The sequence below is a fragment of the Flavobacterium sp. PL002 genome, assembly GCF_054165825.1.
Window position 1 is genome coordinate 1,118,980 of record NZ_CM135110.1, and the last position, 24,798, is coordinate 1,143,777.

21 protein-coding genes are annotated in these 24,798 nt (G+C 32.6%); 11 read left to right on the top strand and 10 right to left on the bottom strand.

The window, feature by feature from the left end:
* Nucleotides 1-43 precede the first annotated feature (43 nt).
* Genes mreC through rodA form a run of 4 tightly spaced genes read left to right on the top strand, consistent with a single transcriptional unit; the run spans nt 44 to nt 4,552 of the window.
* Nucleotides 44-868, top strand: a complete 825-nt coding sequence (gene mreC, locus ACVEGE_RS04955; RefSeq protein ID WP_192501132.1) for a rod shape-determining protein MreC — start codon at nt 44-46, stop codon at nt 866-868.
* Entirely contained in the window at nt 861-1,367 is a 507-nt protein-coding gene (locus ACVEGE_RS04960) for a rod shape-determining protein MreD (RefSeq protein ID WP_173856195.1), read from the top strand. Before mreC ends, ACVEGE_RS04960 begins: the two co-directional genes overlap by 8 nt.
* On the top strand, nt 1,364-3,298 hold the full coding sequence (mrdA, locus tag ACVEGE_RS04965; RefSeq protein WP_173856196.1) for a penicillin-binding protein 2: 1,935 nt from the start codon (nt 1,364-1,366) through the stop codon (nt 3,296-3,298). Before ACVEGE_RS04960 ends, mrdA begins: the two co-directional genes overlap by 4 nt.
* 18 nt (nt 3,299-3,316) lie before the next feature.
* Complete coding sequence (gene rodA / locus ACVEGE_RS04970) at nt 3,317-4,552, top strand: rod shape-determining protein RodA (protein ID WP_192501131.1); 1,236 nt, start codon at nt 3,317-3,319, stop codon at nt 4,550-4,552.
* 15 nt (nt 4,553-4,567) lie between these two features.
* Here rodA and ACVEGE_RS04975 read toward each other — a convergent pair whose 3' ends face one another.
* From ACVEGE_RS04975 to ACVEGE_RS04985, 3 genes are read right to left on the bottom strand one after another with little or no spacing between them, the layout of a single operon-like run.
* Nucleotides 4,568-5,404, bottom strand: a complete 837-nt coding sequence (locus ACVEGE_RS04975) for a DNA/RNA non-specific endonuclease (RefSeq protein ID WP_192501130.1) — start codon at nt 5,402-5,404, stop codon at nt 4,568-4,570.
* Nucleotides 5,405-5,428: 24 nt separating this feature from the next.
* Nucleotides 5,429-6,535 (bottom strand): ABC transporter permease, encoded by a 1,107-nt coding sequence (locus ACVEGE_RS04980; RefSeq protein ID WP_173856199.1) that lies wholly within the window; start codon nt 6,533-6,535, stop codon nt 5,429-5,431.
* A gap of 13 nt (nt 6,536-6,548) precedes the next feature.
* Nucleotides 6,549-8,771: a carboxy terminal-processing peptidase gene (locus ACVEGE_RS04985; RefSeq protein WP_173853633.1), complete on the bottom strand. Its 2,223-nt coding sequence runs from the start codon at nt 8,769-8,771 to the stop codon at nt 6,549-6,551.
* 208 nt (nt 8,772-8,979) lie between these two features.
* Here ACVEGE_RS04985 and surE point away from each other — a divergent pair, with 208 nt between their 5' ends.
* The 5 genes from surE to ACVEGE_RS05010 all read left to right on the top strand — a co-directional run bounded on the left by surE (nt 8,980) and on the right by ACVEGE_RS05010 (nt 13,782).
* Entirely contained in the window at nt 8,980-9,759 is a 780-nt protein-coding gene (gene surE / locus ACVEGE_RS04990) for a 5'/3'-nucleotidase SurE (RefSeq protein WP_192501129.1), read from the top strand.
* Nucleotides 9,752-10,024: a hypothetical protein gene (locus ACVEGE_RS04995; protein ID WP_192501128.1), complete on the top strand. Its 273-nt coding sequence runs from the start codon at nt 9,752-9,754 to the stop codon at nt 10,022-10,024. Before surE ends, ACVEGE_RS04995 begins: the two co-directional genes overlap by 8 nt.
* A gap of 71 nt (nt 10,025-10,095) precedes the next feature.
* Nucleotides 10,096-11,208, top strand: a complete 1,113-nt coding sequence (lpxB, locus tag ACVEGE_RS05000) for a lipid-A-disaccharide synthase (protein ID WP_192501127.1) — start codon at nt 10,096-10,098, stop codon at nt 11,206-11,208.
* Between the two features lie 6 nt (nt 11,209-11,214).
* Nucleotides 11,215-11,712: a C40 family peptidase gene (locus tag ACVEGE_RS05005; RefSeq protein WP_192501126.1), complete on the top strand. Its 498-nt coding sequence runs from the start codon at nt 11,215-11,217 to the stop codon at nt 11,710-11,712.
* A 39-nt stretch (nt 11,713-11,751) separates the two neighbouring features.
* Entirely contained in the window at nt 11,752-13,782 is a 2,031-nt protein-coding gene (locus tag ACVEGE_RS05010) for a ComEC/Rec2 family competence protein (protein WP_192501125.1), read from the top strand.
* 3 nt (nt 13,783-13,785) lie between these two features.
* Here ACVEGE_RS05010 and ACVEGE_RS05015 read toward each other — a convergent pair whose 3' ends face one another.
* The 6 genes from ACVEGE_RS05015 to ACVEGE_RS05040 form a co-directional block, all read right to left on the bottom strand.
* Nucleotides 13,786-14,244, bottom strand: a complete 459-nt coding sequence (locus ACVEGE_RS05015) for a thioredoxin domain-containing protein (protein ID WP_192501124.1) — start codon at nt 14,242-14,244, stop codon at nt 13,786-13,788.
* A gap of 100 nt (nt 14,245-14,344) precedes the next feature.
* Entirely contained in the window at nt 14,345-14,812 is a 468-nt protein-coding gene (locus tag ACVEGE_RS05020; RefSeq protein ID WP_192501123.1) for a thioredoxin family protein, read from the bottom strand.
* A 41-nt stretch (nt 14,813-14,853) separates the two neighbouring features.
* The gene (locus tag ACVEGE_RS05025; RefSeq protein ID WP_173856205.1) at nt 14,854-16,404 is read right to left on the bottom strand and encodes a peptide MFS transporter; all 1,551 of its coding nucleotides are present in this window, start codon (nt 16,402-16,404) and stop codon (nt 14,854-14,856) included.
* Nucleotides 16,405-16,435: 31 nt separating this feature from the next.
* The gene (locus ACVEGE_RS05030) at nt 16,436-17,950 is read right to left on the bottom strand and encodes a peptide MFS transporter (protein WP_192501122.1); all 1,515 of its coding nucleotides are present in this window, start codon (nt 17,948-17,950) and stop codon (nt 16,436-16,438) included.
* Between the two features lie 22 nt (nt 17,951-17,972).
* The gene (locus ACVEGE_RS05035; protein WP_192501121.1) at nt 17,973-19,487 is read right to left on the bottom strand and encodes a peptide MFS transporter; all 1,515 of its coding nucleotides are present in this window, start codon (nt 19,485-19,487) and stop codon (nt 17,973-17,975) included.
* Between the two features lie 7 nt (nt 19,488-19,494).
* Complete coding sequence (locus tag ACVEGE_RS05040) at nt 19,495-21,663, bottom strand: S9 family peptidase (RefSeq protein WP_192501120.1); 2,169 nt, start codon at nt 21,661-21,663, stop codon at nt 19,495-19,497.
* A gap of 181 nt (nt 21,664-21,844) precedes the next feature.
* Between ACVEGE_RS05040 and ACVEGE_RS05045 the strand changes: the two genes are divergently transcribed.
* The gene (locus ACVEGE_RS05045) at nt 21,845-23,161 is read left to right on the top strand and encodes a hydroxymethylglutaryl-CoA reductase, degradative (protein ID WP_192501119.1); all 1,317 of its coding nucleotides are present in this window, start codon (nt 21,845-21,847) and stop codon (nt 23,159-23,161) included.
* Between the two features lie 121 nt (nt 23,162-23,282).
* Complete coding sequence (locus tag ACVEGE_RS05050) at nt 23,283-24,194, top strand: GYDIA family GHMP kinase (protein ID WP_173856210.1); 912 nt, start codon at nt 23,283-23,285, stop codon at nt 24,192-24,194.
* A gap of 19 nt (nt 24,195-24,213) precedes the next feature.
* Here the strand turns inward: ACVEGE_RS05050 and ACVEGE_RS05055 are convergent, their stop codons facing one another.
* Entirely contained in the window at nt 24,214-24,645 is a 432-nt protein-coding gene (locus tag ACVEGE_RS05055) for a hypothetical protein (RefSeq protein WP_173856211.1), read from the bottom strand.
* Nucleotides 24,646-24,798: the final 153 nt, after the last annotated feature.

A 24,798-nucleotide genomic window follows, 5' to 3' on the forward strand; every position in this document is an offset into this window, starting at 1 on the left:
AGCATCTTGAGAACTTCTTTAAATAACAAAACAAAGACAAGAAATGCAGCAAATATTTAATTTCATATTTAAAAACAGTAATCGTTTACTGTTTTTGCTGTTATTATGCATTTCATTAGCACTCACAATACAATCTCATTCGTACCATAAAAGCAGGGTAATTAGTTCTGCTAATTTTTTAAGCGGTGGTGTTTACGAGAAAATCAATAATGTAAGTGAATATTTGAATTTAAAAACGCAAAACGAGGCGCTGGCTTTAGAAAATGCACGACTAAAAAGTGTGATTTTTAAATCAAAAGACTCTACAGCGATTAAAAAATTTCAAAACTTAAAAACAGACTTACCTGATGATATCATGGTATCTAAAGTTATTCACAACTCTTTTAATGTTCACGAAAACTTCTTAACGTTAAATTCTGGAACCCTTGCAGGTGTTGAGCCTGATATGGGTGTTGTTAACAACTTAGGAATTGTAGGAATAGTAGATAAAACATCTCCTAACTACGCTACTGTAATTAGTATCCTGAATGTTAAATCACAAATAAACGCAAAAGTTAAAAAATCAAACCACTTTGGATCTTTAGTTTGGAATGGTAAAAGCACTGGATATGTTCAGTTAATAGACGTACCGAGACTTGCATCTGTTAGAAAAGGAGACACTATTGTTACTGGAGGACAGTCAGTAATTTTTCCAGAGAATATTAACATTGGAACAATCAACAAAGTATACATTGACAATAAGACCAATTATTACACCTTAGACATTAAACTATTCAATGACATGACCAATTTAGGCCATGTCTATATTATCAAAAGTAAAAACAGAAACGAACTTAATAATTTAGAAAAAACAACGAAAGATGAATAGCACTTTGTTAGTCAATATTTCTCGGTTTATTTTATTATTAGCCGTTCAAATAGTTATTTTTAACAATATGACATTTTTGGGTTTTATAATGCCCTTCCCTTACCTATTGTTTATTATACTATATCCAGTAAACGGAAACAAATCAGGATTACTAATTGCTAGTTTTTTTCTAGGATTAGTAATGGATTTCTTTTCTAATTCAGGAGGAATTCATGCCACAGCTTGTTTGTTACTAGCTTACATGAGGCCCTCAATATTTAAATTTTCATTTGGTGTCAGTTATGAATACCAAACCATTAAATTAAATGATTCTTTAACACCCGAACGATTTTCATTTATATTAATCTCGGTTGTATTACATCATTTTACACTGTTCATATTAGAAGCTTTTCAAATTAGTTTCTTCTTAGACACATTAATACGTGCTTTATTAAGTACCGCTTTCACCACTATCAGTTGCATTATTATAATATACCTTATTAAGCCTAACAAAAGATGAGAAAATTTCTGCTGCCTTCATTAATAATCATTGCAGCATCTTTGCTACTAATCCGCATTTTTTATTTGCAAGTCATCAACGATACTTTCAAATTAAAATCAGAAAATAATGGTATTAAGAAAAAATTCGAATATCCTGAAAGAGGCTACATCTACGATAGAAATGGTAAATTATTAGTTGCAAACCAGGCGTCGTATGACATCATGGTTATTCCTAGAGAACTTAAAAAAATTGATACTGTAGAGTTCTGTCAACTATTAAAGATTACTAAAGAGGATTACATCCAGAAAATCGCTAAGGCGAAGGTGTATAGCCCAAGACTTCCATCAGTATTTTTATCGCAATTAAATAAAAACGAATTTGCTGCTTTTCAAGAAAAAATAAGAAAATTTGAAGGTTTCTACTTTCAAAAAAGATCCCTACGTGATTATGAGGTAGATTATGGCGCTAATATTTTTGGCTTCATTACTCAAGTAAATGAAAAGTTAATTGCTAAAAAACCGTACTATAATAGTGGTGATTTAATTGGTAAACAAGGAGTTGAAGAAAATTACGAAGAAATTTTACGCGGGATAAAAGGAGTAAAATACATTCAAAAAGACAAGTACAACAGAGAAATAGGTTCGTACAAAGACGGAAAATATGATACAATAGCCGTACAAGGAGAAGACATCACACTATCTATAGATGCTGAAATTCAAAAATATGGTGAACAGTTAATGATTAATAAAAGAGGAGGTATTGTAGCTATAGAACCTAGTACAGGTGAAATATTAGCTTTAGTAACAGCCCCTTCTTACGACCCTTCCATTTTAGTGGGAAGACAGCGCTCAAAAAACTACACTTTATTGTATCATGATTCAATTGCAAAACCTCTTTACGATCGAGGTCTATTAGCTGAATACCCTCCTGGATCGCCTTTTAAAATCCTTACTGGGTTAATCGGTCTGCAAGAGGGGGTTATAGATGAACAAACCACATTTATGTGTCACCACGGATTTAGCTATGCACGAGGCCGATTCATGAAGTGTCACGGTTTTGGCCCACACAGTTTAAATAACGGAATATATAATTCATGTAACACCTATTTTGCACAAGTATACATGCGCACTATAAATAAATATGCGAAACCAGCTTATGCAGTAGACGTATGGAGCAAGCACGTACGCAGTTTTGGATTAGGACAATTTATGGGTTATGATTTACCTACTGGAAAAAGAGGAAATATTCCGGATTCTAAAACCTACAAACGTATTTACCCAAATGGTGGCTGGAGAAGCACAACTATTATATCCAACTCTATAGGACAAGGAGAAGTTTTAATGACCCCTATTCAATTAGCGAACATGATGGCAACAGTTGCCAATGAAGGGTATTATTACACTCCTCATATCATAAAAAATATTAAGGGCGGTAAAATAGACCCTAAGTTTACTGAAAAACATGTAACCACTATTGACCGAAAGTTTTTTAAACCCGTTATTCAAGGATTATTTGATGTTTACAATATGGGGACTGCAAAAAGTTTACGCGTAGAAGGGATTGACATTTGTGGTAAAACAGGAACTGCAGAAAATTATGCCAAAATAAATGGTAAACGAACAAAACTTGAAGATCACTCTATATTTGTAGCCTTTGCACCAAAAGACAATCCAAAAATTGCGATTGCGGTTATGGTAGAAAATGGTGGATATGGAGCGACAATCGCAGGACCTATTGCAAGTTTAATGATCGAAAAATACCTGCGAAAAAAGATATCAAGAGTTGACTTAGAAACAAGAGTCTTAAAAATAAGCTTAAGAGATCGTTATGCTAAATTAGGAGGTATGAAAGAAGCAAGCGCTATTGAAACTACCCCTAAAAACAATTTCGAAAAAAAGCCTACAAACGTAGATACTGCTGCAGTAAGTGACAGCACATCTAAAAACTAATATAGCTATTCATTTCAAATGAAAAATCAAAGCATTAAAAAAAACCTTGACTGGACGTGTATTATCATATACATATCATTAGTTGCGATGGGATGGATTAACATCTACTCTTCCTCGTTATCAGCGACTGATGACACCGCTCAAAAACAACTTATATTCATCTTATTAACAATTCCGTTAATTTTTATAATCTTAGCTGTTGATGGTAAATTTTATGAAAAATACGCTAGTATTATTTTCGGTGGTGCGTTACTACTGCTTGCCGGATTATTCCTTTTTGGAAAAACTATTGCTGGACAACGCTGTTGGTATGCAATAGGAAGTTTTACATTACAGCCATCAGAGTTTGCTAAAGCAGCTACAGCATTGGCTTTAGCCAAATTCCTCAGTGATTCGCAAATAAACTTAAAAGAAACCAATAGGCAAATTCAAGCATTAGCTATTGTGTTCTTGCCAGTAATGCTTATTTTACCACAGCCAGACCCTGGAAGTGCTCTTATCTATAGTATTTTTATAATTGTACTTTACCGCGAAGGGCTACCTTCTTGGTATGTGTGGACTGGTTTTATAGCTATTTTATTGTTTGTTTTAACGCTTGTTATCCAACCTGGATATATTATTCTAGCCTCTTTGTTAGTTATTTTAATAATTTACTACAGATCTAGATTAGGAGACCGCAATCCTATTGCAAGCTTAGTGATCTTCGGATTAATAAGTGGATTTGTTTTGTCAGTAAACTATGTATTTAATAATGTATTTAAACAACACCATCGTGACCGTTTTAATATATTATTAGGTAAAACAGTCGATTTAAAAGGAATTGGATACAACACTAATCAATCTGAAATTGCTATTGGATCTGGGGGTTGGATAGGAAAAGGTTTTCTAGAAGGCACACAAACTAAAGGTGGTTTTGTCCCAGAACAACATACTGATTATATTTTTACAACAGTAGGTGAAGAATGGGGTTTCTTAGGTTCGGTAACGGTAATCATATTATTTGTAACTTTATTTCTTCGCGTTATTTATTTGGCCGAAAGGCAAAAAACAAAATTTAGCAGAGTGTATGGTTACTGTGTAGCAGGAATATTATTCATTCACTTCTTTGTGAATATTGCTATGGTTATTGGTATATTTCCAACAATTGGAGTACCATTACCTTTCTTTTCTTATGGAGGTTCAGGTCTCTGGGGATTTACAATTTTGCTGTTTATATTCCTAAAAATGGATGCTAACAAAGTAAATGAGTGGTAGTATTAAATCTTTTTTTTAATTAAAAACCCATGATTTAATACTGCTGTTTTTCTCTAAATTATTTTCAACAGCATCCTCTAGTTTAGGAAAGAAATCAATACCAGTCATTTTTTCGATACTATCCACAGATACTACAAAATCATACAAAGGTTTGTTGCTTTTTACATTAGGAATCAAAAAAGCAATCATTTTATATTTTCCATTTGATTCATCAAGAATAATTTTATAGAAAAAATCAGGAACCACTACCTTTTCCGTACCTATGGTTTTAGAGGTGTTTTTTAATACTCCTCCTGTAACAACATAAACCCCATCATATCTTTGTGCCCAATAGCGGACTTTTTGCTCCAAACGATTCCATATTCCGCCATTAAAATCATGATTTTGTGGAGAAATATTAGAAGTATAAAACGTATCATCATAAGCCGATTTACTAAATTCCATATCTCCTGCTGGACAAAGATGCCCCTTATCATACCCAGACCTTTTATAATTCCTCCAGTCAGCTGATTGTGATTTTACTTTAGGATCTTCAATAAAATAAGGTCTTTTAAAATCATTATTAATGATGTAATTTTTTTTTAGTTCGTAAGCCAACCATTCTGCCTGCTCAGCATCTTCATTATAAGACAACGTGTAATAATCGTGTTTTATAATTTGATTATTCGTAGCAGTAGGAAAGTAATCAAAAACAATATCCCCTACAGTTTGTCCTCCTTTAACTCTAGTATCATTTCTTACATCGAGACTATCCAATAATATGACGTCATCTTGATATGCAGTTTCTTTTTTACAAGAAACTAAAGCAACTAAACATACTATTGAACTTAAAAACAGTTGGTTAATTCTCATATTTATTTTTAATTATAACATTTATTATTGTTTTACATCTAGTGCATCGCGTAATGCATTACCCATCATCATAAAAGCTAAAGTAAGCGACATAATTGCTAAGCCAGGCACCATTGCTAAATAGGGTTTCCCCAAAATAATATAACTGTAATGATCTTTGATGATACTCCCCCAACTAGGTATTGGCGGCTGTGCTCCTAATCCTAAAAAGCTTAATCCACTTTCCACAAGAATAGCACTAGCAAAGTTTGCTGCCGAAATCACAATAACGGGAGCCATAATATTAGGCAGAATATGATTGAATATAATTCTGAAATTACCAAAACCCAATGCTTTTGCCGCAGTTACATATTGCATTTCTTTCACGCTAATTACTTGTCCTCGAACCACACGCGCAACCTCTACCCACATGGTCAAACCTACGGCAACAAATACCTGCCAAAATCCTTTACCTAGAGCAAGTGTAATTGCAATAACTAGTAATAACGTAGGAATAGACCATATAATATTTACTACCCACATAATAAGCGCATCCGTTTTCCCTCCAAAATAGCCACCAATAGCACCAAAAAAGATACCTACAACTAAGGAGATAACTACAGCAACAACACCAATAGAAATCGAAACCCTTGAACCTATTAACATTCTGCTCAAAAGGTCTCTACCATATTTATCAGTACCCAAATAAAAAGTTCTACTTGATATAAATTTACCTGCTGCCGCTTCAATTGACGTCTCTCCAACAAAAGACTTCAAAGAAACTTCTTTCACCATTTGAAGAGATGGCTCGTCAGAATACGCTACGTATTCAATTACATTATTCTTGATTTTATAACTCGATATGGGAATTTCTGTCAAACTATTGGCACCGCCAAAAAAATAATCAGAAAAACTACTTTCAATTTTATCCCCCAAAGGGATTGCCATGATTTTTACATTAAAACCTGGTGGCTTTGAGTGAATTGATAAATGCATTTGATTTGCATTAGCTGATTTATCTGGCGCTAGAACATAAGCAAATACAGATACAAAGACTAAAACAAGTATAAATGCAAAACTAAAAACGCCCCAAAAATTCTTTTTGAATTTTTGGAGCGCAATAGCTGTTAAAGATTGTGTATTATTATTCATTTATAAACTACTACTATGATTTTACTAATTTATCGTTTTTTAGTTTATCGTTTTTCATTTTTGTCATGCTTCGCTTTTGATCAACACTTGTTTGTAAATCATCAAGAACATTTAAAGCCTCTTCGATATAAATATCTTTAGCTAAACTTTCATGCCATCTTTCTCGCTTTTCTTTCAAACTAGGATCTTGATTCATTTCAGTAACTTCATAAGGTAAAGATGTAAATTCCAAACCATTTTTATATTGAGAAAGCGGACGGTATTTTTTAGCTTTATCTTCAATTTCACGTTGAGCAACTTTAAACTTTTCCATGTTTAAACTGTACGTATTATCATTACTACGACTATCAATCCATTTTGCGTTTTCTTCCATCAATTGAAACTGTGGATTACTTGCAATACGTTGTTTACTATTGTTAATAGCTAAATTAAATCGCTGTGTTTTATTCCAAATAGTATATTGTGCTGGATCAATTTTATCCCATGGCATGGCATTATCAACATCACGTTCTCCCATTTTTAAATAAGCATAACGGTCTGGCATAACCACATCACTACTTACTCCTTCAAGTTGAGTAGACCCACCATTAATTCTATAAAATTTTTGAGTTGTTGTTTTCAAAGCCCCTAAATCACCTACAGTACTACTTCTAACAAACTGATTCAAATCAATTACATTTTGTACTGTTCCTTTACCATATGTTTGTTTACTACCAATTATAATTCCTCTTTTGTAGTCTTGTATAGCTGCAGCCAAAATTTCTGAAGCCGAAGCAGAGAAACTATTAACTACAATAACTAAAGGTTTGTCCCATTCAATTTTTGGGTCTTTATCATATAACACTTCTTTTTTTCTACCAGAAGATTTAATTTGAACAATAGGCCCTTGCTCGATAAACAATCCCGCAATATCAACAACTGTAGATAAAGATCCACCACCATCATCACGAACATCAAGAACTATTCCGTCAACATCAGCTTCTTTGAATCGCTCTACTTCTAACGCAATATCTTTTCCAGCATCTCTACCGTCTTTATTTTCGAAATCAATATAGAATTTTGGTAAATAAATAACCCCATATTTCAATCCATTTTTCATTACAACACTTGACTTAGCATAAGTCTCTTCAATTTCAACGATATCTCTAATTATTGAAATTACTTTTATTGTTCCATCAACTTTTTTAACGGTAAGCTTCACTTCAGAACCTTTTGGTCCTTTTATTTTCTTTACTACATCATCAAGACGCATTCCTACAATATCAACAGGTTTTGCATCACCTTGAGCAACTTTCATTACAATATCACCAGCTTCAAGATCTTTACCTCTCCATGCAGGACCTCCAGAAATAAGATCAGAAATCTCGGTATAATCATTTTTCTTTTGTAAACGCGCACCAATTCCTTCAAGTTTACCACTGATACTTACATCAAAACGTTCTTTTTCTTCAGGAGCAAAATAATTTGTATGTGGATCAAAACGGGCAGTAATCGAATTGATATAAACTGAAAACCAATCTTCTCTATTCAAATCATTCATAAACCCAAAATACTCATCTAATGATTTTTGAGCATTTTCGCGCGTTTCTTTTTCTAGTTCAGCGTACGATTTAGATTTATCAGTATTAGTTATTTTTGTGTCTTTATTTTCCGGGTCAGCTTCTTTTTTAGCATTTTCTTCTTGCGTTTTTAAACGATCAGTTAATGAGGACAAAGTCGACAATTTGATCTGCTTACGCCATCTTTCCTTTAATTCATTAGAATTTTTAGCATAAGGCGCTTTTTCATAATCCGTATCAAAAGACTCATCAACTTTATAATTAAAAGGCGATTTTAAAATACCACAATAAATATTTTTACTCTCTTGCATTCTTTTCATCAAGCGTGTATAAGTAAGATTAAAGAACGTTAAATCTTTATTCACTAACTCATCATCTAATTGTGTTTCGTATTTAGAAAACTCATCTATATCAGACTGTAAGAAAAAACGTTTAGAAGGATCTAAAGCTTGTACATAATCTTTATAAATACCCCTAGAAAAGTTGTCATCTATCGCAGCAGGATTATAGTGTCCTTTTTCTACAACAAACATTAATAATTCTAAAAGTAACTTGTCTTTATCCGGGTCTGGTTCGTCTCCTGATTTAATTTTAAAAGCAAACAATGTCGCTGAAAGCGCAACAACTGCTAGGAGTATTTTATAATGTCTTTTCATAAAGATAATAATTGTATTCATTCATTTTTTAAACTAAGTTACGGTAAAAACTATGCCAGCAACCGTGAACTGCCTATAAATTTTTGTTAAAGATATAAAAATGTTTTTTTGTTTTAGCTTTAACGGTCGAAGTTAATAAAATTTGTTTCCTTTGTTTATGATTACTTGATTTAGAAACACATTTTGTAATCGAGATAAAAAATACAATTAAAATTCAAATTAAAAAAATATGTCAAAGACTAAACCATTAATTTTAGTGACTAATGATGACGGAATAACAGCTCCCGGGATGCGTGCATTGATTGCAGTAATGTCCGAAATAGGAGAAGTTGTAGTAGTTGCACCAGACAAACCACAAAGTGCAATGGGACATGCCATTACTATAAATAGCACATTGTATTTAAATAAAATATCTAAAGAAGGTGCTGACATAACAGAATATAGTTGCTCCGGAACACCGGTTGATTGTGTAAAATTAGCAGTCAACGAAATTTTAAAAAGAAAACCAGACTTATGTGTTTCAGGAGTTAATCATGGATCTAATTCTTCTATAAATGTGATTTATTCTGGAACAATGAGTGCTGCAGTTGAAGCAGGTATTGAAGGAATTCCAGCTATTGGTTTTTCCCTTTTAGATTATGACTGGAATGCCGACTTTGAAACCATAAAACCTTTTATAAAAAAAATAACTCAGGAAACATTACATAACGGACTACCTAAGGATGTAGTGTTGAATGTGAATTTTCCAAAATTAAAAAAGGAGCAAATAAAAGGAATCAAAGTTTGCCGTCAAGCGAAAGCAATATGGGCTGAAAAATTTGATAAAAGAGTAACACCTCAAGGAAAAGACTATTACTGGCTAGCGGGTGAATTTATAAATTTAGACAAAGGCGAAGATACCGATGAGTGGGCGCTTGCAAATGGATATATTTCAGTTGTACCAGTACAATTTGACTTAACTGCGCATCACACAGTACAACAACTTAACAACTGGAAATGGAATGAATAAGTTAGCTGTTTTTTATGGTTTATTATTGGGTTTTGCTGGCACTTTGTTAGGTAGCTATATCTTTGTAACCTTATTTACTGAATATACTTTTTATACAGGTGTTCAAATAATGAAAATGCAAGGTTCATTAGGCAAACTTATTACTTTAGGATCAATTCCAAATCTTATAATTTTTGCCATTTTATTAAAAATGAATAAAGATATTATAGCACGTGGAATTATTTTATCCTTATTAATAATGACTTTAATTACGGTATTAATTTAAACACATCGTAATTAAATTAACGAGTAACTTTTGGATTTTGGATGTTGCACTTTTACACTAATTGTTTTTAAATGAAATATTATATTATAGCCGGAGAGGCATCAGGAGATTTACACGGATCAAATTTGATTAAGGAGATTCTCAAAGAAGATAATAACGCTCAAATTAGATGTTGGGGTGGTGATTTAATGCAACAAGCTGGAGCTGAATTAGTCTCTCATTACAAAGAGCGCGCTTTTATGGGATTTGCGGAAATCATAAAAAATCTATCTTCTATTCTGAAATTTATTGACTTTTGCAAAGAAGACATTGAAGCTTTTAATCCAGATGCTTTAATATTTATTGATAATTCAGGCTTTAATCTCCGAATTGCAAAATGGGCAAAACCAAAAGGCTATAAAACATTTTATTACATTAGTCCACAAGTATGGGCTTCAAGACCTGGAAGAGTAGAAACAATTAAGAATACAATTGATCACATGTATGTGGTATTACCTTTTGTAAAGCCCTTTTATGAAAAATACGATTACGAAGTAGATTACGTAGGACACCCATTAATTGATGCTATTCAAAATCAAAAAAACATAGATGAACCTACTTTTAGAAAAGAAAACAACCTAGACCACAAACCCATAATTGCTTTACTTCCCGGCAGCCGTAAACAAGAAATCACAAAAATGTTAACAGGAATGTTAAGTATTGTTGATGATTTTCCTGATTATCAATTTGTCATTGCTGGTGCACCAAGTCAAGATTATGCCTTTTATGAAAAATTTATTATTAATAAAAACATTAAATTCATAACAAATAAAACATATGATTTACTAAAAATTGCTACTGCAGCATTAGTGACATCAGGAACAGCAACTCTTGAAACTGCACTATTTAAAGTTCCTGAAGTAGTTTGTTATAAAGGCAGCTGGCTATCATACCAAATTGCAAAACGTATTATTACTTTAAAATACATCTCGCTTGTAAATCTTGTTATGGATGAAGAAGTAGTAACCGAATTAATACAAGACGACTTTAACTATAAAAACATTAAAAAAGAGCTTACTAAAATTTTAGAACCTAATTACCGAAAAACACTTCTTACTAAATATGATGTACTCGAAGAAAAATTAGGCGGAGTTGGCGCAAGCAAAAAAACTGCTGAGTTAATCGTAGCAGAATTAAAAAAATAAATTATTTTGAAAAACCTTTTATATCTACTTGCTTTCACAATACTTTTTAGCTCTTGTAAATCGAGCTCAATTGTCACTAGTAAATCTTCAAAAAAAAGCACAAAATCAAGCAATCAACTAGCCGAAAATATTATTGAATCGGCTACTGATAATTTAGGAATAAGATATAAAACAGCAGGCACAACAAGAGCAGGGTACGATTGTTCTGGATTGGTTTTTACAGTTTATAGTGAATATAATGTAAAACTTCCTAGAACTTCAATTCAGCAGTCTCAAACGGGAATAAACTTAGGAAAAGACATATCACAAGCCGAAAAGGGAGACTTAATTTTCTTTAAAACAAATAACCGTTCCCAAATAAATCATGTAGGAATTATAACTGAAGTGTATGATGATGAACTCCAATTTATCCATACCTCTACTTCAAAAGGAGTAATTCTTTCTTCAACAAAAGAAGCATATTATCAAAAAACATTTGCACAAATAAATCGCGTACTTTTTTAAAAATCTGACTATCTAATTATAATTCTGTACTTTAGAAGAATGAAAGTACTAGAATTTCCATTAACCCAAATTACAATAGCTTTTATACTTGGTATAATTGCTGCAAATTTAACCGGTTTAAATAGTACTTTACTATTTGGCTTACTTTCATTATCCTCACTAATTTTAGTAGTTTTTTACTTTATTAAAAAACGCTTTATTGCACTTAATCTTTACTTTGTCTTTTCCGTTTATATCGTTTCTTTTTTGATTGGAATCACCACACAAATTACACATACTGATACTTTACAAGAAAGTCATTACACCAATAATCCATTAGCTTTTACCGCAAATCAAGAAATAGAACTCGTTCTTCACGAAAAGCTAAAAATGTCAGCATATTCAGAACGCTATATCGCTTTTATAACAAAAATAAATGGCAATAAAACCACTGGGAAAGTCATTATAAACTTCCCAAAGCAAAAACAAACTGCCCATTTACTAACCGGAAGCTATATTAAACTAAAAACAAAATTGCTCCCTCACAAAACAGTTTTAAATCCTAATCAATTTGATTATGGTAAATATTTAGAGCGAAAACAAATTTATGCGCAACTGTACACTAACGATAATACTGTTGTTATAGGCAAAAAATTAAAAGAAGACATTTGGTTTTATATTTCCAATTTAAGAAACACTATCATAAGCAATTTAGAAAATAAAGGGTTCCACAAAACCGAACTAAGTGTCGCAACTGCTTTGATAATGGGACAAAAACAAGACATTTCTCCTGATATTTTACAAGATTATCAATATGCAGGAGCAATACATATTTTATCGGTTTCTGGATTGCATGTTGGTTTTTTATTGTTTTTTATGAAATTTATTTTAAAACCCATTCCTAACACTAAAAAAGCTTCATTTATAAAATTAGTGATCACCATTGCCGTCTTACTATTCTTTGCGTTATTAGCAGGATTATCTCCTTCAGTGGTGCGCTCAGTAACTATGTTTTCTTTTTTAGCAATAGGATATTATTTGAAACGAAAAAACTCCATCTACTATACCCTAATAATTTCAATGTTGCTTATCCTACTTTTTCAACCGTCATTTCTATTTGACGTAGGCTTTCAACTGAGTTACCTCGCGTTATTTTTTATTCTATGGTTACAACCAATACTCTTTAAACTATGGAGACCAAAGAACAAATTACTTAAATACGCATGGAATTTACTCACCGTTGCCTTTGCAGCACAACTAGGAACGTTACCTCTTAGCATTTATTACTTCCATCAATTTCCTGGATTATTTTTTATAACCAACCTAGTTGTCATTCCGCTAATGAGTATTATTATGGTTTTGGGAATTATTGTAATGTCATTAGCAGCTTTTGGATACACTCCTATAATTTTAATAAAACCATTTGAATGGAGTATCTTTTATTTGAATAAAATCATCAATACAATCGCATCTGCAGAACAATTTATAATTAAAGACATTCCGCTAAATGTAGCTTTATTGATCAGTTTATATTTAGTTATAATCACTCTTACACTTTGGTTTCAAAAACCAAAATTCAAACAACTTGCATTTACTTTAATAGCTATTATGATACTACAGCTAACTTATTTTCAAACACAATGGAACATAGGTAACCAAAAAGAATGGATTGTTTACAACTCTAGCAGGAATACCATTATCACAAAAAGAATGGGTAAAGACATTGCAATTTATGGTAATGACAGCATTTTAAAAGCTAAAAAAGATATCTTGAAAACTTATGAAATAGCCAATTTTAGTACGATAATAAGCAACGAAAAAACACCAAATATATTCTACTTTAAAAATAAAAAAATCTTATTAATAGATGCTTCAGGAGTATATATAGAGAAAAGTAAACCAGATATAGTTGTTTTAACACAATCGCCTAAAATAAATTTAGAGCGCTTAATTAATAAACTAAAGCCTAGTATAATAGTAGCAGACGCATCAAATTATAAAACAGTTCAAGAACTATGGAAAAAGACTTGTGAAAAACAAAAAATCCCTTTTCACGCTACTGCCGAAAAGGGATTTTATATACTAAAATAGCGATTAATAATCAGATGGACCACTTAAAACTTGTTTAGCATTAGCAATCCAAGCTTTAACTCCACCAGGTCTATAACCTGTTTTACCAATTAACTGGTAATTAATTCTCTCTTTACGAATGTCAGCTTTCGAAAAACATATAGTTGGTACTTCCTGCACACCAAAAGCTTTTTTCAGAGATAAATTACGTTCTAAAAATTCATTATTAGGACTATCAGTAAGGTCTAATTTCACTAAAATAACATTATCTCTTGACCAAAGTGCAAAATCTAATGTGTTAAAAATTTGTGCTTCTAAAACGCCTTTACTTGAGTAATCATCAGTAAACAAAAGCAACATTGGCTTCCGTTCTGAGTTACTTATTGGAATTGCACTAACAACATCAGTGTTCCAATTAATAACTTGAGAATTCATACTAAAGCAAAATAACAATAAAAACGAAAAGAGTAATTTCTTGATCATATGGTTTGTTTTGGGGATATTTAGTAAAACTAACAAATAAACCAATAATTCCCAACAAAAGAAGAGATTACTTTAATATAATTAACTAAAAAAGGAAAAACTACGATTTATTTCCATTTACAATCTTATCAGCTACTGCTAACCAAGCTGTTGGACCGCCAGCAACATATCCTGTACTACCCAAACCTTCAAAGTTTACTTTACCGCTTTTAGTAATTCCCTTAGCAAAATGAATTGTTGGAAAACCTTGAATACCGAAAGCTTGCTGTAATTCACTGTTTTGAGCTTTAATTTCATTAGTTTGAGGAGTTCTTCTTGGATAATCTAACTCTACCAAAACGACATTTTCACTCGCCCATTCTTTAAATTCTGGAGTCAACAAAACCTCTTTTTGCAAACGAATACACCATCCGCACCAGTCACTACCAGTAAAGAACAATAATAAAGGGCGCTTTTGTTTTTCACTAACAGCAATTGCTTCTTTTACATTAGTATGCCAAACAAGTTCTTGAGATTGTGCAAACTGCACCCCAAAAATCAATAAAAATAGTATTACATTTTTTTTCATCTTATTATATTTTAAATAACATTTTACAAAGTAAACACTTTTTACTTTACTCCGTGCATTAATTTTTTCATCAATGGAGACAATAACACCATCAATAAACCAGCTCCAACAGGTACAATTGTAAAAATCAAAAAGAAAGTAGACAAACTATACTGATGTGTAATTGTTTCAATCATTCCTCCCATTGATCCTGCAATTTTGTTTCCCATACCAATGAAAAGGTAATAAACTCCAAACATGATGCCAATCCATTTAGCAGGAACCAATTTACTTACATAAGACAATCCTACCGGAGAAATACACAATTCACCTAGTGTATGGAATAAATAGGCAGCAATCAACCAGAACATACTTACTCGAACTACTGATACCGCACTAGTATCAATACCCATACTTCCATATGCTAAAAATCCAAAACCTAAACCTAATAAAGTAAGTCCTAATCCAAATTTCATAGGACCAGAAAGATTGTATCTACTCTCCCACCATTTAGAAAATACTGGTGCAAAAACAACTATAAATAACGAATTTAATATTCCGAACCATGTTGCTGGCACCTCAGTACCTGTAGCAGAGAATTCTCTACCTACTTTCCAAAGTACAATTGCCCAGATTATCACAAAACTGATAGACAAGATTATATTTCCTTTAGAATATCTTTTAAACGTTTTAGAAAATAATTTAATCAATACATAAGTAATAATCAATAAAGGAACTATTGTTAATAAAGTATCGGCTATTTTAAATAATGAAGCACTACTACCAAACAATTCTCTTTGAGTAAATTTCTCAGCAAAAATAGTCATTGAACCTCCAGCTTGCTCAAATGCAGCCCAGAAGAAAACGGTAAATACTGAAAAAATCAAAACCGCAATAATACGATCGCGAACAATATTAGCAGGTACTTTAACTTGTGCTGCTTTGTCTAAAGATTCTTGCTTAGAAGCTGCTGTTGGTTTTAAACCAATATTTCCAAAAATGTCCTGTGTAAAATAAAATTGTAACATCCCGAAGAACATAAATATTCCGGCTAGACCAAATCCCCAGCTCCAAGATATTTTTTCCCCAATGTAACCACAAAGCATAATTCCTAAAAACGCTCCAGCATTTACTCCCATGTAATATAAAGAGTAAGCACCATCTTTTTTCTCAGGATGACTTTCATAAGCATTAGATATTATCGAAGTCATATTAGGCTTAAACAAACCGTTCCCTACTATCAAACAACCAATACCAATATACAACATAAGTGGGGTTTCAAATGCCATTGAAGCGTGACCCAAAGTCATTGCTAAAGCACCTAAAATTACTGCCCAACGATAACCTAAATATTTATCTGCTAAAAAACCACCTATTACAGGAGTAAAATAAACCGACATGGTATACGTACCATACAATCCTAAAGCATCTTCTACACTCCATTCCCAACCACCTTTGGCAATTGAAGAAGTTAAAAACAATACTAATAAAGCACGCATTCCGTAATAAGAAAAACGCTCCCACATTTCTGTAAAAAACAATACAAACAATCCCGCTGGATGTCCTAAAACAGAATCTTTAAAAAATTGATCCGAAGAAGTATCTTGACTCATATAAATATATTTAATTGTAATCTAATAATTATTATTTTTCGTTATCCTCAGCACCGTGAGTTAAACGATTAAGTGGTTTTAGCAACATTAAGAACAAGGCACCTATCACAATAGTAAAAACTAAAATACCCATAAATACAGCATACTCACCTAAAGCACTCGCTGATTCTCCAATAATTCCCGCTACTTTATTCCCTAAACCTGTTGCAGCAAAATAAACTCCCATCATTAACGATGCGTATTTAACTGGCGATAATTTAGTAATAAAGGATAAGGCAACTGGTGAAATACATAGCTCCCCAATAGTATGGAATAAATATGCCATTACCAACCATAACATGCTTGATGAACCTACTTTTTCGAATTCCATTGTAGCAAATACCATGAATAAAAAACCAAAACCCATGATAATGATACCAATCGCCATTTTAAAAATTGAAGAAGCTTCTTTTCCTTTTAATTTTCTTTTGGCCCAAAAAGAAGCCACAATAGCAGCAAAAATAATGATAAAACCTGCATTCAAACTTTGAAACATTACCGTAGGAACTTGCATTCCTAATAGCATTCTGTCTGTTTTAGAATCAGCATATAAGTTCATTAACCCTCCAGCTTGCTCATAAGCTCCCCAGAAAATAATTACCATTATAAACGATAATAGTAAGACTAAGAAACGGTCTTTATCTTGTTGCGAATCTAATTCTTTGTAAATCATCATCATTAAAGCAGCAATTACTGTCAAAAAGATAAATAATAATCCAAATCCCCATCCTAGACTATACCACCCAAAAAGAGATACAATTGCCAAAGCAATAGTAACCGTTAATTGTTTTTTGGAAGTCAATAAATTCTGAAAAAGCACTCCATAAGAACTTTCGTCAACTTCTTTTTTGTCTTGAACTTCTAAATTACCAACATGTGTCAAGTATTTTTGCCCCCATACATAAACAACAAGTCCTAAAACCATTGCAATTCCGGCTAAACCGAAACCAGCATGCCATCCGTATTGTGCTACAACAAAACCAATAACCATAGTTGCTAGAAGAGATCCTGTATTAATTCCGATATAGAAAATACTGAATCCTTTATCTCTACGAATATCACCTTGTGCATATAACCCTCCTACCATGGTAGAAATATTAGGTTTTAATAAACCAACACCTAGAATCACTAATCCTAAACCAGTATAAAACGCCCATGTATCTGTAAAAACTAATACACCGTGACCAACACAAAGTATAACTGCTCCTAAAAGAACAGCCTTCTTTTGCCCTAATAACTTATCAGCTATCATTCCTCCCGGAATAGACATAACATAAACTAACATTGTGTACCAACCATATAAAGCAAGTGCTTCTTGGCTAGTCCAACCCAAACCTGGTCCTCTTGCGTCACCCATTGTTTCAGTTGTCATATAAAGCACTAGTAAAGCTCTCATTCCGTAATAAGAAAAACGTTCCCACATTTCTGTAAAAAACAAGATATACAATCCGATCGGGTGACCGAACAATGTTGATTTTAAATGAGCATCTGTAGTAGTGTTTGACATATTTTGTTTTTTGGTTTGTATTCTATTTAACTTCTTGCATTAATTTTTTCACCAGAGGTGAAATTGCAATTAAAATAATACCTGCAATTAATGCATAAATTGCTAAATCTTTATATCCATCGGCATAAACCGATAATTTTTCTAAATTCGTTGCGTGTTCTGAAGCTTCGGCAATATTTGCACCTAATAAACCTGCAAAATACTGACCATACGCACTTGCTAGAAACCACATCCCCATCATTACTGCTTGGGTTTTATGTGGAGAAAGCTTTGTCATGACTGACATTCCTATTGGCGATAAGCATAATTCTCCAAAAGTAATTATAAACCAACCAAAAGTAAACAAATCTAAAGAAGTTTTCCCATTTGCGTCAGCAAAGAATTTTGTGTAATAAAAAACATAAAATCCTCCAGCCAAAAATAGGAAACCTAATCCAAACTTAACCACCGTATTGGGTTCAATTTTTCTTTTGTGCATCCAAAGCCATACCAAACCTACTAAAGCAGCAAAAATAATTACAAAAAATGAATTCGCTGAATTGTTAACTCCGTTAGCGTCTAAAGGTATTCCAAGTACCGTATTATCTAAATTATGTGCTGCAAATAAACTTAAAGAACCACCACTTTGTTCGAAAAAAGCCCAAAAGAATATTGAAAAAATAATAAATACTAAAGCTGCAAATAATTTTTTATTTTCTGAAATAGAGAAATTTCTCATTTCGTAAAACAAATACAATAAGGAAGCAGGCCCAATGATAAACATGAATATATCCGTATATTCTGTATTAGAAACCATGGTCATAATAATAGGAATTATTACTAATGAACCTATATAGGTAACTATTTCAAGTGTTTTTCTTTTAGATTTTTCTAAATCAGCTAAAGGAGAAAGTCCTATATCTCCCAAACTTTTTTGAGTTTGTGTAAAAGTCAACAAACTAATTAACATTACAAAAGCCGCAAAGCCAAAGGCTACATTCCATCGTAAATGTGGCGGAACTATTGAGGTTAACATTGATCCATTTGCAACAGCGATACATAGATATCCACCTATTAAAGCGCCTAAATTCACTCCTGCGTAAAACAATGAAAAACCAGCATCACGCCTGTGATCATCATCTTTATATAATTTCCCTACCATTGTAGAGATATTTGGCTTAAAAAAACCAGTTCCAATAATGGTGAAACTTATTCCAAAAAAGAAAAACTGCTTCGGATCATACGCCAGAATCATACTTCCAACAATCATTAACAATCCTCCCCAAAAAAGGGATTTTCGATAACCTAAAATTTTATCGGCAAACAAACCTCCAATAAAGGTAAACGCATAAACAAAAGCTTGTGTGGCACCGTATTGCAAATTAGCAACCCGATCATTCATAGCAAGCTCGCTTACCATAAATATAACCAACATTCCGCGCATTCCGTAGAAACAAAAACGTTCCCACATTTCGCTAAAAAACAAATACCACAATTGTTTTGGATACTTGCCTTTGAAGTTTTGAATTTCTTCTAATGATAAATTTGTTGCGCTCATTACCCGATTACAAGTTAGCTTTGATAAAATTAGTCATTTTGTTATATAACTGAATTCTAGTCATACCACCATATATTCCGTGATTTTTATCTGGATAAATTTGAGAATCAAATTGTTTGTTAGCTTGAATTAAAGCTTCCATCATTTGCATCGAGTTTTGCACATGTACATTATCATCTCCGCTACCGTGAATCAATAAAAACTTCCCTTTTAAGCCATCTACATAATTTATAGGCGAATTATCATCGTATCCACTTGCATTTTCTTGTGGTGTATGCATGTATCTTTCAGTGTACACACTATCATAAAATCTCCAGTTTGTTACTGGTGCAACAGCAATAGCCATTTTAAAAGTATCATTCCCTTTAAAAAGACAATTAGAAGCCATAAAACCACCAAACGACCATCCAAAAATTCCAATTCTTGCTTTATCAACATAAGGATAATCACCAATTACTTTAGCAGCATCAATTTGATCTTCTACCTCATATTTCCCTAATTCTAATTGCGTTACTTTTTTGAAGTCGGCTCCTTTGAAACCTGTTCCCCTACCATCAACACAAGCAATAATATAGCCTTGTTGCGCTAGCATCATGAACCAATACTCATTTGAACTTCCCCAAGCATTAACTACTTGTTGCGATCCTGGCCCTGAATATTGATACATGAATACTGGATATTTCTTTGTAGCATCAAAACCTTTTGGCTTAATCATCCAAGCGTTTAACTCATTTCCTTTAGCCGTTTTTAAAACAAAAAACTCTTTTTCAGGTAAATCATATGCTTTTAAACCATTGGCTAAAGCCGCATTATCTTCAATAACTTGTAATTCTTTTCCTGCTTTAGCTTCGTTTAAAGTAAACACGGTAGGTTGAGCAGCACTTGAAAAAGTGTTTATAAAGTATTTAAAATTTGGACTGAAGGTTGCGTCATTTGTTCCAACTTTATTAGCTAAAACTTGTTTGCTCTTTCCGTTTAAACCAATACTATAAACAGCTCTATTAATAGAACCATTCTCTGTAGATTGATAGAAAATAGTACTTGATTTTTCGTCAAAACCATAATACGAAGTCACTTCCCAGTTTCCTTTAGTAACTTGATTTTTTAATTTCCCGTTTTTATCATAGACATAAATATGGTTGAAACCGTCTTTTTCACTAGTCCATATAAAACTATTGTCTTTCAAGAAGGTCAAATTATCAGTAATATCAACATAGGCTTTGTCTTTTTCGTTCAAAGCAACTTTTACAGCCGCTGTAGTTCCGTCAATAAAAAGCAAGTCCAAATTATCTTGGTGACGATTTAAAACCTGAGCTGATAATACATTGGCATCATTTGTCCATTGCATGCGTGCGATATAGAAATCTTCGTAATTCCCTAAGTTGACTGCCTTAGTAGCATTTGCGGAAGCGTCATAAATATGCAACGACACTAGCGAATTCTTCTCACCTGCTTTTGGGTATTTAAAAGTTTCAACTGTAGGATACAAAGCAGTACCAAACATTGACATAGAAAATTCAGGAACTTCACTTTCGTCAAAACGAATATATGCTAATTTCTTACTGTCTTTACTCCAGTCAAATGCTTTTACAAATGCAAATTCTTCTTCGTAAACCCAGTCCGTAATTCCGTTTATGACAGCGTTTTTCTTTCCATCAGTAGTGATTTGCGTTGTTTTTTTAGTTGCTAATTCATACACAAAAAGATTATTGTCTTTTGCGTAAGCGATCATCTTACCATCTGGAGAAAACGTAGGCTCTTGAATTTGAAAGTCAAACAACTTTGTTAATTCTTTATTTGTAGTATTAAATAAATAATAATCTGCTGTAAAAGAGTGGCGAAAGATTTGATTTGAGTTACAAGCTAACAAAATCATTTTTTCGGTAGCGTCAAATGTGTAACTATCAATCGCTGGTAAAGTAGCGTAATCTTTAGTATTAATTAAAGTAGCGGTCTTTTTTAGAGTAGCAAAATCGTATAAATCGATTTGCATTGTTCTAGCTGATCGATCATAATTTAAGACCGTGTATTGATTTGAATTTTTCAAAGATTGTAATTCATCCATTCCTTGCGTGCGAAATGCACCTGTGTAAATTTCTTCAACCGAAATTTTTTGCTGTCCGAAAACAGTAAAACACAAAAATAAAAATAAGACCGAGAATTGTTTAGATTTCATACTATTGATTTATATGTAAAAAAGAGTTCAATTTTAGTGAAAATTTTACAATTAATTTACATTTTGGGTGTTAAATATTCAAAACAATATTATACGAACCGTTGTAAACCTACTAATTTAATCGCTTTCAAAAGCACTAAATCAGTATATTTGCGGTAAATTACATTATAATCAATTGAAAATGAATAACCCTATCGCTGGATTTTCAAAATTATCCAAAGAAGAAAAAATAAACTGGATTGCAAAAGAATACTTTTCGTCTCCTACTGATGCTATTGCATTACTTAAAAACTACTGGAATACAGACGAAAAACTACAGAAATTACATGATGAATTTATTGAAAACACCATCACAAATTTCTATATACCATTAGGCGTTGCGCCAAATTTCTTGATAAACGGTAAATTTAGCACCGTTCCTATGGCTATAGAAGAAAGCTCTGTTGTGGCTGCGGCGTCAAAATCGGCTAAATTTTGGTCCACTCGTGGCGGATTTAAAGCTACCGTGATCGATACTGAAAAAATAGGACAAGTGCATTTTATCTATAAGGGAGACGAATCTAAACTAGCCTTATTTTTCGCTCAAATAAAAAATAAATTTTTCTCTAATACCGAAAGCATAACTAAAAACATGCAAAAACGCGGTGGCGGAATTTTAGATATTAAACTAAACGATAAAACAAATTTACTTCCAAACTACTTTCAGCTTCATGCCACTTTTGAAACTAAAGACAGTATGGGTGCTAATTTTATCAATTCATGTTTAGAACAATTTGCCAAAACTTTAAAAGACGAAGCACAAGGTTACGCCCTTTTTAATACCGAAGAAAAGGATATCCAGGTAGTCATGAGCATTCTTTCAAACTATGTTCCCAACTGTATTGTTCGCGCAGAGGTTTCTTGCCCAATAGATGATTTAAAGGAAAAACAAATAGAAAATCCCTTAGATTTTGCACAACGCTTTGTGCAAGCAGTACAAATTGCCGAAGTAGAACCATTTAGAGCAGTAACACACAACAAAGGAATCATGAATGGTGTTGATGCAGTTGTCCTGGCTACAGGAAATGATTTTAGAGCCGTAGAAGCTGGAATTCATGCTTACGCCTCTAAGTCTGGTCAGTACACTAGTTTGTCACACGTTAAAATTGAAAACGGAATATTTACTTTTTGGCTCGAAATCCCATTAGCTTTAGGAACCGTAGGCGGACTAACTTCGCTTCATCCTCTAGTTAAACTGTCACTTGAAATGTTAGAGAATCCATCGGCTAAAGAGTTAATGCAAGTAGTTGCCGTTGCTGGTTTAGCACAAAATTTTGCTGCTTTGCGCTCTCTTACAACAACCGGAATTCAAGAAGGCCACATGAAAATGCACCTCAATAACATCTTGAATCAGTTTGACACTAACGACAAAGAACGCCATGCGATCAACAAACATTTTAAACACAATACCGTTACACATAGCGCTGTGGTAGCTTTCATCGCTGAATTACGAAAATAATTTTTAGGAGCTAATCACGCTATCCGCTATATCCAGCCTTTTTTTCGTCCCTCTCTAAAGGCTGGGATGCCGCTACTATCGCGGCTGAAAAAAAGACAAAAATAGGAACAAATTTAGTACAATGAAGAACACTTATTACAGCAACGGAAAACTACTAATCACCGGAGAATACCTGGTTCTAGACGGCGCAAAAGCATTTGCATTACCTACAAAATTTGGCCAAAGCCTAACAATTGAACAAGGAGACAACCAAGTCATCCACTGGAAAAGTTACGACAATGACAAAAGTGTTTGGTTTGAAGACTGTATTTTATTCAACGAAATCATAGCGCCAAAAAACAGCTACTCATCTGTAAAAGATACCTTAATTACTATTTTACATCAAGCCTACCTAGTAAACCCTAATTTTATAAACAATAAAAAAGGGTATCGTATAACTACTGAACTTACTTTCCCTAGAAAATGGGGACTAGGAACATCATCTACATTAATTAACAATATTGCACAGTGGCTAGAAATTGATGCATTTGAACTGCTTAATACAAGTTTTGGGGGGAGCGGTTATGATATTGCTTGCGCTCAAAACAACAACCCTATTATCTATCAATTAGACAAAGGTAAACCTGTAGTTAAAAAAGTAAATTTTGATCCTGAATTTACAAAAAACATTTATTTTGTATACCTTAATAAAAAACAAAGTAGTAAAAATGCCATTGCTAATTATCAAAAAAACAAGAGTCACCATTTAGATAAAGATATTGCTACAATCAACGCGATAACCATTGATTTACTAAACGCAACTAACATTGAGCAACTTAACCAAGGTATTGTAAAGCATGAAGCTAAAATGAGTCATATATTAGAAACTACCACTATTAAAGAATCTATATTCCCAGATTTTCATGGAGAAATAAAAAGTCTAGGCGCATGGGGAGGAGATTTTGTAATGGTTACATCGAGTACAAATCCTAAAATTTATTTTTCATCAAGAGGATTCGAAACATTCCTAACTTACGAAGAAATGATATTTTAGGTTAAAGCAAAAAACTTTATTAATTCAACTTACTGTTTTTAATATTTTCAAAGTTAATAAATTGAACCGTTTCATTTTCTTTTTCGTTTGACTCAATTAAAGTATTATGCAAGCGTTCCGCCATTTTCTCAATACTGCTAGTAATAGAGTCGCAAACTAATTCCATACGCCGATGCTTTTCTTCCTTTACCGACTTTAAAACATTTTCAACAAAAAACTTATCATATTTCTCTGCAACAGAATCGTGTGTATTTGTCATTCTTATCACAGACTCATTACCAAAAATGGTGACTTTAAAATGCCTATCTTCATTACTTATATAATACTTGGCCCCCAATTCATCACAATTAATATCAGTAGCACTAACTTTCAATAACTCTGTAATAATCCCAAAAATGTGACTTTCAATCTTGGTATACACCTTTGGCTTTCTTCTAAAAATTCTAAACATATGAAATAATATTAAGAAAGATTTTCATCTCTTTTATTCTATAAATTAATGTAAAATTGTATAGTTACTAGATAAGGGGATTTCAAAAAACAATACGGACAAATTAACAGTAATATTTCTAAAAAAACAAACTATTTTATTACATTATAGTTA